The organism is Herbiconiux dendrobii (assembly GCF_052048175.1).
Classification (GTDB): Bacteria; Actinomycetota; Actinomycetes; order Actinomycetales; family Microbacteriaceae; genus Herbiconiux.
In genome coordinates, this window is record NZ_JBLZQV010000002.1 from 306,043 (window position 1) to 319,469 (window position 13,427).

Consider the following 13,427-nt stretch of genomic DNA (forward strand, 5'->3'; position numbering starts at 1 on the left):
CCGTCGCCCAGGACGTCACGCCGGAGGCACCGTGTAGATCGGGCCGCGGGCCACGACCGGTGCGAGGAGGTCGTCCCTCAGGAAGAACTCGACCTCGCCCGGAGCCGGCGGCGCCGGCACCCGGCCGGGATAGCCCAGCAGCCTCCACACCGGCCGGCACGACAGGTAGCGCCCGACGAGCAGGTCGCACACCACGGCGAAACCAGCGGGATCGATCGCCTCGAGCCCTTCGAGGTCCGGCTGGACCCCGGTGCTCCACGAGTGGGCGACGGCATCCGTGAACGCAGCGATCACGGGCCGGTCCCTGACCAGTTCACGCAGGGCCATCTCCAGCACCGCTCCGCTCGGATCGGCCTGGGCGGCGGACGGGAACCCGGGAGTCGCCGGCGTGATGATCTCCGCCAGCGCGTGGAGGGTGGCGTACTGGGCCTCGCTCAGGCGGGACTCGGGGTCGAGGTCGTCCATCAGGCGGTCTCGCTTTCCATCTCGGCCATCGCGTGCTCCACGATGTGGTGGGCGGTGCGCCGGGCGAAGGCGCTGATCGTGTTGGTCGGACCGACGGTTCCGGCCGAGGGGAAGACGCTGCCGTCGACGATGAACAGGTTCGGCACGTCGTGCGCCCGCCCGTAGCCGTCGACGACCGACGTCGCCGGATCCGTGCCCATGCGCGCGGTGCCGAGGATGTGTCCCGGCTGATCCGGCATCTCGGGGTAGCGCAGCACCTGCACCGCACCGGCCGCCTCGAGAGCCTCGGTCGCGCGATCCAGGTGGAACTCGATGAGATCGCGGGAGTTCTGGTCTTTGGTGTACTGGATCCGCGGAGCCGGGATGCCGTGCGAATCCGTCAGCACCGGATCCAGCGTCACCCGGTTCTCTTCGTTCGGCAGGTCGCTCGTGCAGATCGACATCAGCACCGATCGGCCGAGGATGTTGCGGACGCCGTCCAGCATCCCCGCACCGGCGCGCGCGCCTCCGGCCGATGTCGACAGCGAGTACGCGGCCACGGGCCCGCCCGAGGCACTGGTCCCCCACGAGCCACCCAGGACGTGCCCCCGCGCCCGGTCGGTCTCGCCGAACTGGAACGAGTGCGCCGTGTTGCCGGCCGGCCCGTACCAGCCCTTCAGCTGCTCGTCGAACACGCCGACGGCCATGGCGGTGGGATTCAGCATCAGCCGCCTCCCGACCAGGCCGCTGGAGTTGGCGAGGCCGTCCGGGAAACGGGACGACGTCGAGAGCTGGAGCAGCCGGCTGGTGCCGATCCCGTTGGCGGCCATCACGAACAGGTCGGCCTTGATGCGGTGCTCCCGGCCGTCGCTGTCGAGGAAGAGGGCGCTGTCGACCTGGCCGTCCTTGTCGACGGTCAGCTCGCGCACCCGGGCACCGGTGACCAGCGTCGCACCCTGCTTCAGCGAGATGGGCCAGTGCGTGATGTCGACGCTCGCCTTCGAGCCGTTGGGGCATCCCGCTTCGCACACGCCCAGGCGCACGCACGGCACCAGTCCCTTGGTGTTCGTGTTGGCGATGGCGTTCGACGCCGGCCACCAGTGCCACCCCTTGGCGTTCATGCCCTGCGCGAACAGCCTCCCGTAGTCGTTGATCGGGTGGGGAGGGAAGGTCGTGCCCTCCGTCACCGGGAAGGCCGTGTCGCCGTGCATCGCTGCGGCGGCGAAGTCCTTGTCGACCGCGTCGTAATGCGGAGCCAGGTCGTCCCACGAGATGGGCCAGTCGTCGGCGATCCCGTACAGCGAGCGCAGCTTGAAGTCGCTCGGCATGTAACGGTGCCAGTACGCACCGAAGTGGATGCTGCCGCCTCCGACAGCGTTGTACATCACCGGCGACACGTCGCTGTCGGCGAGGTTGAGCGGGTAGTCCTCGGGCATCGCCCGGACGTTCGAGCTGCTGTGCCAGCGCCCGTAGGTCGACATCTCGTACTCGTCGCGCGTTCCGGTGTACTCGTGGGTGTCGATCCAGCGGCCCTGCTCCAGGCAGACCACGTGGAACCCCATGGCGCTCAACTCCTTGGTCACGGTCGCCCCGGACGGGCCGGAGCCGATGACGACCACGTCGGCCACGTCGTTCGCCGACGCGGTGAACTCGGTGGCGGGATAGGTACCTCGTGCGATCGTCACGGCTCGATCCTTTTCAGCGTTCGGAGGGTCAGGGAGGACGGGAAGTCCTGGGGAGGGGTGTTGTGGATGGCCTCGAGCAGCTCCCCGGCATCGATGCCGAGCTCGAGGGCCGTGGACTCGGTGACGAGGCGGTAGACCCTCTCGGCCGGCGAGTCGCTGTAGGCGAGCATCACCCGCTCGGCCAGACCGTCGATGAGGCCCTGGATGCGCATGACCGCGTCATCCACCGTGCCGATGCAGCGGAAGACGCCGTCGTCGACGCCGCCCTGGATGATGCCTCGCAACTGGCTGTCCCACTGCAGGCACAGTTCTTCGAGCCGGGCCGCCCAGCGGGCGTCGCGGAGCGCGAGACGCGAGAAGTCCATCCAGACGATCTGGTCCACCCGGTCCGGCGACGCCACGATGGCATGCCGGAGGGCGGCACCGAGCTTCGTGATCGCCGAGCCGCCGTCGTCGACCGTACCGTCCTCGAACCAGCCGTGCATCGCATTACTCAGGGCCGCGAACAGCAACTCGTACTTGGTCTCGAAGTGGTAGTGCACCGTCGCCGTCGACACGCCGGCCTGGAGCGCCACGTCGCTGACGCGCACCTCGGAGTAGCCGCGGGCGACGATGACCTCGAGCGTCGCCTCGAGGATCTTGAGGCGCGTGAGATCCGTGTCCGAGGCGCGCTGCGCAGCCCGCCCCCTCCCCTGACTGTGCCACTGCTGATCCCAGTCGCGCACCGTGTTCGCGATGCGCGACAGCTCGCGACGCTCGGCCTCACCGGTCGCCGCGGCGAGCCGGTCACGGATGCGCTTGGCACGCGCATCCGTCGTTCCGAGTCGCTGGGCGAGGGCGTTGACACTCAGGCCGGGCTCGAGCTCGAGCTCGTTGATGGCGGCGAACCAGACGCGCAGAGGCACCCGCGACCGTTCGAAGATCGTGCCCACCCGCGGGAAGACGTGGTGCCCGCAGCTGTCGCAGCTGTAGCAGCTGCGCCCGCGGACCATGTGGAAGCGACGGGTGCGGTTGCACGACGGGCAGTGCGACCGTGCGCCGTCGGTGCTGTGATGCTCGGACCACAGCCACTGGATGCAGTCCTCGTCGGTGAAGGCGTCCACGGTGTCGACCTCGGCGTCTGCGCGGGCAAAGGCGGCACCCGTGGCCCCGACGGCGCTCATGCCACCCACATGGACTTGAAGTCGAAGTCACCGAACGACAGTCCCGTCTTGGAGGCGGTCAGACCGCCCACGGATTTGCCGGCCGCATCGATCGTCGCCGCGAATTGCGGGACGATGTATCCGCCCTCGTTGTAGTCGATCAGCTGCATCTCGTGCGACAGCTCTCGGCGCGCGTTCTCGTCGACCGTCCCGATCGCCTGCGCGTACAGGCTGTTGTACTGCGCGTTGTCGAAGTGGGTCTCGGGGTACGGGGCTCCCGGTGTGGTCGTGTAGCCCGCCATGGGCAGGTAGGGGACGTACGACCACGGGTCGATCGACAGATCCCACGACAGGAAGTTGCTGCCGAAGTAGTCGGTGACGGTGACCTTCTGGATGTCGACCGTCACTCCGGCCTGCTTGGCCTGGTCGGCGAACACCTGGGCCGTCTGCACGGCGCCGTTGCCGACGTCGCCGACCGTGAAGGTGATCCGCAGATCGGACTGCCCGGCCTGCTTCAGCAGCGACTTCGCCTGTTCGATGTCCTGCTCGCGCTGCGGGAGCGACGAGTCGTAGTCCGGGTCCCAGATGCCGAACACGTCGTTGCCGACGGTCCCGTTGCCGTCGAAGACGACGCTGTTCATCTGCGCGCGATCCACCAGGAGCCGGAGCGCCTGGCGCACGCGGACGTCGTTGTACGGGGCCTTGTCGGTGCGCATGACGATCGGTACCGGAGCGCCGCCCTGCGAGATGAGAACCTGGCCCGTCGCCTGGGCGATGCCGGTGGATGCCGCGGACAGCTGGTTGACGAGATCGACCTGCTGGGACTGCAGCGCGTTCAGCTGCGCCGTCTCGTCGGCGTAGTTGCTGATCACGAGGGAGTCGACGTAGGCGGCCGTGTCCCAGTAGTCGGGGTTCGCCGCGAAGACGCTCTGCTGTCCGGGTGTGAACGACTGGAACGTGAACGGACCCGTGCCGACAGGGTTCTGGGGGTCGTAGTCGGTCGGGACGATGCCGAGGTAGTACGCGTTCGCGTAGAGGGCCTGGTCGAGGATCGCGTAGGGGGCGAAGCAGGGCAGCTTGACGGTGAGCTCGTCGAGCTTCTGCGCGTTCTTCATGTCGACCTGGGTGAGGGCGGACGACCCGCCGTACTGGTTCGAGGCCACCCGGTTGAGCGTGAAGAGCACGTCGTCGGCGGTCACCGACTTGCCGTTGTGGAAGGTCAGGCCGTCCTTGAGCCTGATCGTCCACGACATGGCGTCGGCGGAGGGCTCGATCAGCTCGGCCAGGGCATTGACGCCGATCGCGTCTTTGTTCATGACGATCAGCGGGTTGTAGAGGGCTGCGACCCGGGCGAAGTCGACGTTGTTGAGCGGGGTGGCCGCATCCAGAGTGTCGGCGGCGCCACCCCCGGTGAGACCGGCACGGAGGGTACCGCCCTTGACCGGCGTCGAGGTGGAGAAGGCCGTACCGCTTCCGGTCGAGGGCGTGCAGCCGTCGAGCACGCCGGCTACGGCGGCGGCGGCGAGGCCCACCCCCGCGTACCGGAAGAGGTCGCGACGGGACAGCCCGCGGTCGGTGAGGGTGCGCGGCTCGATCATGATTGCTCCATCTCGGATAGTTCTGGTGCGTCGAAATCGGGAAGGTGTTCCATCAGCTGCCGGGTGTACTCGGCCTGAGGGTCGTCGAGCACCGAGTCCGTGCTGCCGTGCTCGATGATCCGGCCGTCGGACATGACGGCCACCCGCTGCGCGATGCTGCGCACCAGCGGGAGATTGTGGGTGATGAACAGGATCGACAGTTCCTGCTCGAACTGGAGCTCGCGCAGCATCTCGATCACGGAGGCCTGCACCGACACGTCCAGCGCCGAGGTCACCTCGTCGCAGACGAGCACCTGCGGCTTGACCACGAGCGCCCGGGCGATCGCCACTCGCTGGCGCTCACCGCCCGAGAGCTGATCGGGATACTTGGCCAGGTAGGTGCGCGGCAGCGACACCGCGTCCAGGGTGCTGACGACCCGCTGGTTGCGTTCACGACGGCCCAGCCGGGTGAAGTGCTCGAGCGGCTGCAGCAGCAGCCCGCCCACCGTTCGGCGGGGGTTCAGCGACGCGTAGGGATTCTGGAACACGTACTGCATGTTCTTCAGGGCGTCGCGGGAGCGCTGGTTCACACCGGGCGTGAGTTCGTCCTGCCCGAGTCGCACCTGCCCCGACCACCCGCGGTGCAGACCGACGAGGCAGCGGGACAGCGTCGTCTTGCCGGAGCCCGACTCGCCGACCAGCGCCAGGCACTCGTTCTCGCCGATGGACAGGGTGATGTCGTGCAGAACCTGCTTGCTCCCGTAGCGGGCCGACAGGCCGGACACCTGGAGCACGCCGGCCGAGCGGGCGTCGTCGCGATGGTCGTCGACGGCATCCCGCACCTGGAGGCCCGGAAGCATCGACTCGCGCGCGGCGACCTCCGGTGCGACGTGACAGCGAGCGGCGTGCGCACCGTCGGAATCCGCGGAGACCGCCACGAGGGCGGGAACGACGTGATGGCAGACGCTCTCGCTCACCCAGCAGCGCGGTGCGAATGCGCAGCCGGGCGAGGAGAGGCCCAGCTCGGGCCGCACACCCGGCATCGCCTGGAGTCGGGAGCGACGCTCGGCCGAGGGCACGGCTCGCAACAAGCCTCGGGTGTACGGATGCTCGGGAGAGCCGAAGACCCGCGCAGCCGGCCCCGTCTCCACGATCTTCCCGGCGTACAGCACGGCGATCTGGTCGGCCAGTTCGGCGACGACCGCGACATCGTGGCTCACGTAGATCGCGGCGACGCCGTACTTCGCGCAGAGCGAGCGGACGGTGTCGAGCACGGTGCGCTGCGTGGTCACGTCCAGACCCGTGGTCGGCTCGTCCATCACGATCAGACCGGGGCGGCAGGCGAAGGCCATGGCGATCGCGACGCGCTGCTGCTGTCCGCCCGACAGCTGGTGCGGATACGCCGAGAGCACGTGGCGCACCCGGTCGAGTCCGACCTCGTCGATGATCTCGCGGACACGCTCGTCGGCCTCCCGCTTGCTCACGCCGTGGACCGTCAAGGTCTCGCGGAGCTGCGAGCCGACTCGCCGCGCCGGGTTGAGGGCCGTGCCCGGATCCTGCGGCACGTAGGCCATGGCGCTTCCGTAGAGTCCCGTCCGCTTCTGTGCGGGGAGCGACAGGAGGTCACTCCCGTCCACGCGCACCGCACCGTGACTGATCTCGAGACCGCGCCGGGTGTGGCCGATCATCGCCAGACCGAGCGTCGTCTTGCCCGAACCGGACTCGCCGACGAGGCCGAGGATCTCGCCGGCGGCCACCTCGATGCTCACGTCGTCGACGATCACGATCCCGCTCGAGGCGATCCGCACCGTGAGGTTCTCGACGGCGACCCTCGGGCGGGTCATCACGGATACCGACATGTCGTGCTCCTGCTCGGTCATGGTGTCTTCGATTCCTTGGAGGGCCCGGCGTGGCCCTCGGTGGGGAGGACGACGGCGTGCCCGGGCGATCCGGCGTCGGGCAGCACAGCGACGGACCCGGCGTCGGCCGTGATGCTGGCCCGCACCGTCCGGTCGACCCGCAGCGCCGATCGGGTCACCGCGTCGGCGAACGTGTTGACGCCGATGGCGAAGACGGCGAGCAGGATCGCCGGCACGAGGATGGCCAGCGGATTGACGGCCGCGCCGATCCGGTTCTCGTTGATCATGTAGCCCCAGTTGGCGTCCGGCGGCTGGAATCCGAAGCCCAGGAACGCCAGTCCGGCCATCACGATGATCGAGAAGCTCATGCGCAGTCCCGACTCCACCATCAGGGGCGTGGTCAGGTTCGGCAGCACCTCGCGCACCATGATCCGCGCGGGGCTGACGCCGGTGATGGCCACCGCCTTGACGTAGTCGCGCTCGGTCACGTCCAGGGCCGCGGCGCGGATGACGCGGGCGACCTGCGGAGCATGGGACGTGCCGACCGCCACGACGAGCAGCCACACGTTGTTCCCGGCCACCGAGATCAGCAGCAGAGCGAACACGAGCTGCGGGAAGGCGAGCACGATGTCGACCACGCGCATGATCAGGTTATCCAGCCAGCCGCCCAGGTACGCCGCGGCGACACCCGCGACGGCGCCCACGGCGACACCGATCGCGGTGGCGATCGTGGCGAGCACGATGATCTGCCAGCCTCCGGCCAGGACCCGGCTGAAGACGTCGCGCCCCAGCAGGTCTCCACCGAAGACGGCCTGGGCGGACGGCGCGGCGAACGCGCGCACGACCCCCACCTCGTTGGGATCGACGGGTGTGAGGAAGGGGCCGGCGAAGGCCACGGCGAGCACGAGCAGGGTCAGGCCCAGCCCGATCATGCCCCGCGGGCTGCGGCACGCCCGGCCCAGCACGCTCAGCCACTCGAAGCGGCGCACCATCGGGAAGTCGTCGAGCACGGCGAGCGCCGTCTCGGAGGTCTGGGTCGTCGTCATCGCGGCAGCCGCCTTCTGGGTGTGGCCATCAGGGCCAGCACATCGGTGATGATGTTGACCACCACGTAGAAGGCGGCCAGCAGGGTCACGATGAACTGGATGGTCGGGATGTCCTTGTTGAGGATGGCCTGATAGAGCGCCTGCCCCACGCCCGGGTAGTTGAAGACGGTCTCCACCACGACGATGCCTCCGGCGAGGTAGAGCAGGGTGAGCCCGATCGCCTGAACGGTCGGCGCGACGGCGTTCGGCAGCGCGTGCCGCAGCAGCACCTGCCGCTTCGTCAGGCCCTTCAGGCCGGCCATCTCGCCGTACTCGCTCTCCAGCGCCTCGCCGGTGGCGGCCCGCATCATCCGGAAGACGTACGGCGCGCTGACGATGACCAGCACGATGGTCGGCAGCACCAGCATCGAGGGGTCGTCCCACGGGAGGGCACCCGGCGGGAGCGACGAGACGGCAGGGAACAGGTGGAAGACGCTGGTGGAGAGCAGGAGGATCACGAAGATCGCGATGACGAACTCGGGCAGGGAGAGGGTCGCGAGCGCGATCACCGCCAGGGCGTGGTCGAGGGGGCTGTCCCGCAGCACCGCCGCGACGAGTCCGACGGCCACACCGATCAGCGTTCCGAGGATGCCCGCGGTGACGACGAGCGCCGCCGAGTTCAGCACCGCCGGCCCGATCAGCGACGAGATGCTCTGCTGATTCACCAGGCTCTGCCCGGGATCGCCCTGCAGCAGGCCCGACAGCCAGTGCCAGTACTGCTCGACGGGCGAGCGGTCCAGGCCCATCTGCTGCTCCAGCGCGGCGAGGCTCTCCGGCGTCGCGTTCTTCCCCAGCACCGCCAGGGCCGCGTTGCCGGGCAGCAGCTGCGTGGCGGCGAACACGATCACGGTGACGATCCAGATCGTCACGATGCCCAGCGGGATGCGCTGCAGCAGCATGGCCCGGATGGGATGGGGGACCCGCTCCTTGCCCGGCCGGCTCCTGGCCGCGGGGCGAACAGCGGTCAGGGTGCTCATGGCCGGGAGTCCAGCAAGGCCACGACATCGGTCGAGGCCTTGTGGGCGGTCTCGAGTGCGCCTTCCATCCAGCCCATGAACGAGATGGCGATGTCACTGCTGGCGAACAGGATGCGCCCCTCCGGCCGGGAGAGCTCGGAGTGCGACGTCGACAGCATGCCCGGCTGGGCACCGAACCACGATCCCTTCGCCAGCACGTCGTTGTTCCAGTCGTGCCAGTCGCTCTTGAGAACGCGGGCCCCCGGCGTCAGCGCCTCGACCGCGGCATCCGTTCCCTCGACCGAGTCGAAGTCGAAGGCGGCCGGGTCGCACGAGAACCCCACCTTGAGGGCGGAGCCCTCCACGTCGTACTCCCGGCTCAGAACAGCGAGACCCCGGTTGGTGCTCGGCCCCGCCATCACGGAGTCGACGTCGTTCTTCTCCACCAGGGCCCAGAACTTGACGGTCATGTCGGAGGAGTGCACGCCGGCGGCGGCATCCCGCTTGCCCTGGCTGAGTGCCGGGGTGAACCGCACGTCGTTCCAGCAGTTCAGCGGCGTCGTCCAGATCACGTAGCGGGCACGGATGACGTTCCCGGCAGACGTGGTGACCTCGACCCCGTCCCGGTTCTGCGTCACGGATGCCACGTGGGTGTTCAGCCGCACGTCGGCGCAGTCGCCGGCGATGGCGTCGATCATCGACTTGGTCCCGTGGGTGAAGCGGTGGTGTCCGATCGCGAAGAAGCTCCACGGGCTGTTGCCCACCAGGGCCAGCTGCTGGAGCAGCATCAGGGCCGACATCGACGCGGTGTCCCGCGCGGCGTAGAAGACCGGGAACATCGACAGGAAGTCCCAGGTCGCCGCCGGGAGCTCGAGCGGAGCGAAGAACTCGTCCCACGACACGTCGAGGTCTTCCAGACCCTGGGTGTCCAGCGGCGCGTACGGGTCGATCCGGTCCGCCGCCCGGACCGCGTGCAGCACGGCCTTCTCCAGGGCGGGGATCTGGTCGAAGGGGACGGGGAAGCCCCGGGTGCGGCTTCCGTCGATGAGCCACTCCGACGCGGCCATCTCCGGGCTCAGCTCGATCGGGATGCCGTACCGGTCGAGCTCGGCCTGCATCAGCGGCTGGTAGTTCATCGTGAGCCAGTTGCCGCCCATCTCGACGAGCTGCTCGGTGTCGGCGAACTTGCGGTACCACGTGCGGCCCCCGAGTCGATCGCGGGATTCCAGCACCACGGCGCTGATGCCCTGGTCGGCCAGATTCCTGGCCGCCGTCAGACCAGCGAAGCCGGCCCCGACAACGACAACCTCGAACTGCTCCGGATCCGTCATGGTGTTCTCCAATTCTTTGCGGGGTCTGCGGCTGATGCACTGTTCCGAGTGTGAACTGGCTAGTCAGCGCTACGCGTGAACTCAATAGTTAGGAGTCAATGTGCCCGTGTCAAGCGACTTCGGGCCCGGAAATCTGATTGAAACATGGAAAGTTACGTGCTTCAACGAATTCTGCTTTTAGGCACGTACTGCCCGTTTCGCCCTCTCCCGATCGGCCGCTCCCGCCACTGTCGCGGATCGCTGCGCCGCCGTGAGGCAGGTACCTGCTCCAGGGGCCTTTCGATAACCACGGGAAGCACGCCTCGGAGCTTTTTCCGGCGGCGGACGGCGCGTTGACGGCCGTGTGCCGGCGCCTGCATGATCGTCGGATGTTTGAAGGATTCGAAGAACACACCATCCGCGTCGGCGACGTCGACATCGCCTGCGTCGCCGGCGGAACCGGTCCGGCGGTGCTGATGCTGCACGGGGCACCGCAGACCCATGCGATGTGGCACAAGGTCGCGCCCCGCCTCGCGCGCCGCTTCACCGTGGTCGCCGCCGACCTGCGGGGATACGGCGACAGCTCCAAGCCGCCCTCGGGGGCCGACCACGCGGAGTACTCGTTCCGCGCCATGGCGCTGGACCAGGCACGGCTCATGTCCGCCCTCGGCCACGAGCGCTTCGCGGTGGTGGCCCACGACCGCGGGGCACGGGTGGCGCACCGGCTTCTGCTGGACCACCCCGAGCGCGTGCGCGGGGCGTCGATCCTCGACGTGCTGCCGACCGAGTACAACTACTCCCACGTCACGCGGGAGCTGGCGACCGCCTACTGGCACTGGTTCGCCTTCATCCAGCCGGCGCCGCTGCCGGAGGATCTCATCACCCCCGAGCCCGTCCGCTTCCTGCACCACGTGCTGAACTCGTTCGGGAGCAGCGCCTCGGTGTTCGCGCCGGAGGCGATGGCCGAATACGAACGCTGCTTCCGCGACCCGGAGATGATCCACGCGATGTGCGAGGACTACCGGGCGGCCGCCTCGATCGACCTCGAGCACGACCACGCGAGCCGTGATCAGCGCGTGGAGTGCCCGTTGCAGATCATCTGGGGCTCCGCCGGGGTCGTCGGCCGGCTGTTCGACCCGCTCGCCGTCTGGCGCCGATACGCCACCGACGTGCGCGGATCGGCGGTCGACGCCGGGCACTTCCTGGCCGAGCAGCAACCCGATCAGACGTTCGCGCTGCTCGACGATTTTCTCGGCTCGCTCGCGTAGGTACCTGTCTGAACGGGCAAAACTTCAAGCACGTACCTTTCTTCGACGCTGCGGCTTTTCAGCCCGAAATCGCTTGACTTGTTGAAGACGCTTTGACGATATTTGACTAAAGAATCAATCAGAGAGCTTCGATCTCCGCGTCGCGGAGTCGGCTCGAATCCCCGAAGGACACCGGATGATCATCGAGCGAGACGTCATGATTCCCCTCCGCGACGGAGTCAGAGTCGCCGCGACCCTTTACCGGCCCGACACGGCGGCACCCCTGCCCGCGACGCTCATCTATGCGCCGTACCGCAAGGACGACCTGAACGCCATCGAGGACGAGTTCCAGACCGAGTTCTTCGCGAAGAACGGCTACGCCTCGCTCCAGGTCGACATGCGCGGCTGCGGGGCATCCGAAGGTGTCCGCTGGGAATCGTTCGACGGCGACGGCGAGGGTCAGGACGCCTACGACGTCGTCGAGTGGATAGCGCAGCAGACCTGGTGCGACGGCAACGTCGCCATGTACGGCTTCTCGTACCCGGGATGCACCTCGTTGCAGGCGGCCGCGCTGCGCCCGCCGCATCTCAAGGCCATCGCTCCGATCATGCCGCCCGCCGACGCCTATGAGCTCTGGTATCCCTCGGATGTCCCGGCGCCCTACATCTCCACCACCTGGGCAGGGTTCATGCTGGCGATGGAGCTGCTGCCGCCCGGCCGCCAGGACACCGCCGGTGCGTGGCACCGCACCTGGCTCGAGCGTCTCGAGCAGTTCCCGGAGCGGTCGCAGGAGTGGCGCCGTCACCCCGACCGCGAGGATCCCTACTGGGACTCCCGAGCGATCGACTGGAGCCGGATCGAGGCGGCGACCTTCGTCATCGGCGGCTGGCGCGACCTCTTCCCCCGGGAGGTGTCGTGGGGCTTCGAGGCGCTCAAGGCGCCGCGGAAGCTCATGATCGGTCCGTGGGAGCACGCCCTTCCGCACGCCGCCCCGCTCGGCACGACCGACCACCTCGCCCTGATCAAGGCGTGGTTCGACCGGTACCTGAAGAACGACACCACGGCCGTGAGCGAAGACGACCCCGAGGTGGCCGTCTGGGTCTACGGAGCAGAGAAGTGGCGCGCCGAGCGCACGTGGCCGGTCGTCGAGCGCGCGGCGAAGCGCGCACTCACCCTGTCGGCGGATCACCGGCTCGTCACCGACGGGGGATCGGTCGTGGCTCACGAGTACGGCTACGACGGCGATGCGACGGTCGGAGCCCACTCCGTGCTGTTCGACGGCCTGGGAGGCGGGCTCGCGGCGGCCCTGGATCAGGGGCCCGACGACATCAAGTCCCTCACCTTCGACTCCGCGCCCTCGGAGGACGTCATCGACATCCTCGGAGTGCCGCACGCGACTCTCCTCGTCGCCGTCGACGAGGGCAGCGAACTCGACCTCACGGTCAAGCTCAGCCACGTGGCCCCCGACGGCCGCGCCACACTCATCTGCCTGGGCTCGGCCAGACTCACCGACGACGGGCCCGACGGGGCACGCTTCGAGCCCGGCGAATCCGTCCGGGTGGACGTCCCGCTGTTCCCGATCGCCTACCAGGTCCCGGCCGGTCATCGCCTCCGGGTGTCCATCGCGGTGGGAGACTTCCCGCGGCACTGGCCGTCGTCCGTCACGCCGAAGATCCGTCTGTCCACCGGCGGCACGGTCGCCTCCGAGATCCGGCTTCCGCTCGTCGACGACCACGTCTGGGAGAGCCCGGCGCTTCCTGCGCCGGACCCGTCCGTCAACGTCATGCCGCTCGCCGTCGAGGGCGGCTTCGTCGATCGCCGCGTCGAGACCAGCGTGGCCACCGGCGCGGTCGTCACCGCGATCGAGTCGCGAGGGTCGGCCTACCTCCCGTCGGGAACCGGTGACCTCCTGACATTCGACTCGACCTTCCGGTTCTCGGTCACGGCCGGCCGGCCGGACGCGGCCCAGGTGGACACGGACGTCACGGTCTCGATGGGACTGGAGGGCGGGGCCACGGTCGAGGTGCACGCCGTCACCTGGCAGACGCGGCACGCCCACTGGGCCAGGGCCACGGTGTCGCTGAACGGCTCCCCTTTCTTCCAGCGGCACTTCGCCCTCTGA

Annotated in this window: 10 protein-coding genes; 2 read left to right on the forward strand and 8 right to left on the reverse strand. The window is 68.7% G+C overall.

Annotated elements, in window-relative coordinates:
• Positions 1-15: 15 nt before the first annotated feature.
• From ACN4JJ_RS06370 to ACN4JJ_RS06405, 8 genes are read right to left on the reverse strand one after another with little or no spacing between them, the layout of a single operon-like run.
• Positions 16-465, reverse strand: coding sequence for a hypothetical protein (locus tag ACN4JJ_RS06370; RefSeq protein WP_440709078.1), 450 nt, complete (start codon positions 463-465; stop codon positions 16-18).
• Entirely contained in the window at positions 465-2,129 is a 1,665-nt protein-coding gene (locus tag ACN4JJ_RS06375) for a GMC family oxidoreductase (RefSeq protein ID WP_440709079.1), read from the reverse strand. Before ACN4JJ_RS06375 ends, ACN4JJ_RS06370 begins: the two co-directional genes overlap by 1 nt.
• Positions 2,126-3,292, reverse strand: coding sequence for a TetR family transcriptional regulator (locus ACN4JJ_RS06380; RefSeq protein ID WP_440709080.1), 1,167 nt, complete (start codon positions 3,290-3,292; stop codon positions 2,126-2,128). The genes ACN4JJ_RS06375 and ACN4JJ_RS06380 overlap by 4 nt, the downstream gene beginning before the upstream one ends.
• The gene (locus tag ACN4JJ_RS06385) at positions 3,289-4,869 is read right to left on the reverse strand and encodes an ABC transporter substrate-binding protein (RefSeq protein WP_440709081.1); all 1,581 of its coding nucleotides are present in this window, start codon (positions 4,867-4,869) and stop codon (positions 3,289-3,291) included. The genes ACN4JJ_RS06380 and ACN4JJ_RS06385 overlap by 4 nt, the downstream gene beginning before the upstream one ends.
• On the reverse strand, positions 4,866-6,728 hold the full coding sequence (locus ACN4JJ_RS06390; protein WP_440709082.1) for an ABC transporter ATP-binding protein: 1,863 nt from the start codon (positions 6,726-6,728) through the stop codon (positions 4,866-4,868). The genes ACN4JJ_RS06385 and ACN4JJ_RS06390 overlap by 4 nt, the downstream gene beginning before the upstream one ends.
• The gene (locus ACN4JJ_RS06395) at positions 6,725-7,753 is read right to left on the reverse strand and encodes an ABC transporter permease (RefSeq protein WP_440709083.1); all 1,029 of its coding nucleotides are present in this window, start codon (positions 7,751-7,753) and stop codon (positions 6,725-6,727) included. Before ACN4JJ_RS06395 ends, ACN4JJ_RS06390 begins: the two co-directional genes overlap by 4 nt.
• On the reverse strand, positions 7,750-8,769 hold the full coding sequence (locus ACN4JJ_RS06400) for an ABC transporter permease (RefSeq protein WP_440709084.1): 1,020 nt from the start codon (positions 8,767-8,769) through the stop codon (positions 7,750-7,752). Before ACN4JJ_RS06400 ends, ACN4JJ_RS06395 begins: the two co-directional genes overlap by 4 nt.
• Entirely contained in the window at positions 8,766-10,079 is a 1,314-nt protein-coding gene (locus ACN4JJ_RS06405) for a flavin monoamine oxidase family protein (RefSeq protein WP_440709085.1), read from the reverse strand. Before ACN4JJ_RS06405 ends, ACN4JJ_RS06400 begins: the two co-directional genes overlap by 4 nt.
• 368 nt (positions 10,080-10,447) lie before the next feature.
• On the opposite strand from ACN4JJ_RS06405, the gene ACN4JJ_RS06410 reads away from it, so the two are divergent.
• Both ACN4JJ_RS06410 and ACN4JJ_RS06415 read left to right on the forward strand, forming a co-directional pair.
• A complete protein-coding gene (locus ACN4JJ_RS06410) occupies positions 10,448-11,326 on the forward strand; it encodes an alpha/beta fold hydrolase (protein ID WP_440709086.1) in 879 nt (292 codons plus the stop codon).
• Positions 11,327-11,501: 175 nt separating this feature from the next.
• Positions 11,502-13,427: a CocE/NonD family hydrolase gene (locus tag ACN4JJ_RS06415; protein ID WP_440709087.1), complete on the forward strand. Its 1,926-nt coding sequence runs from the start codon at positions 11,502-11,504 to the stop codon at positions 13,425-13,427.

What these genes read in the sequence shown, in the direction of transcription:
- ACN4JJ_RS06395 (WP_440709083.1), bottom strand. Translation starts at nt 7,753, where the DNA reads ATGACGACGACCCAGACCTCCGAGACGGCGCTCGCCGTGCTCGACGAC.
- ACN4JJ_RS06410 (WP_440709086.1), top strand. Translation starts at nt 10,448, where the DNA reads ATGTTTGAAGGATTCGAAGAACACACCATCCGCGTCGGCGACGTCGAC.
- ACN4JJ_RS06370 (WP_440709078.1), bottom strand. Translation starts at nt 465, where the DNA reads ATGGACGACCTCGACCCCGAGTCCCGCCTGAGCGAGGCCCAGTACGCC.
- ACN4JJ_RS06405 (WP_440709085.1), bottom strand. Translation starts at nt 10,079, where the DNA reads ATGACGGATCCGGAGCAGTTCGAGGTTGTCGTTGTCGGGGCCGGCTTC.
- ACN4JJ_RS06400 (WP_440709084.1), bottom strand. Translation starts at nt 8,769, where the DNA reads ATGAGCACCCTGACCGCTGTTCGCCCCGCGGCCAGGAGCCGGCCGGGC.
- ACN4JJ_RS06415 (WP_440709087.1), top strand. Translation starts at nt 11,502, where the DNA reads ATGATCATCGAGCGAGACGTCATGATTCCCCTCCGCGACGGAGTCAGA.
- ACN4JJ_RS06380 (WP_440709080.1), bottom strand. Translation starts at nt 3,292, where the DNA reads ATGAGCGCCGTCGGGGCCACGGGTGCCGCCTTTGCCCGCGCAGACGCC.
- ACN4JJ_RS06390 (WP_440709082.1), bottom strand. Translation starts at nt 6,728, where the DNA reads ATGACCGAGCAGGAGCACGACATGTCGGTATCCGTGATGACCCGCCCG.
- ACN4JJ_RS06385 (WP_440709081.1), bottom strand. Translation starts at nt 4,869, where the DNA reads ATGATCGAGCCGCGCACCCTCACCGACCGCGGGCTGTCCCGTCGCGAC.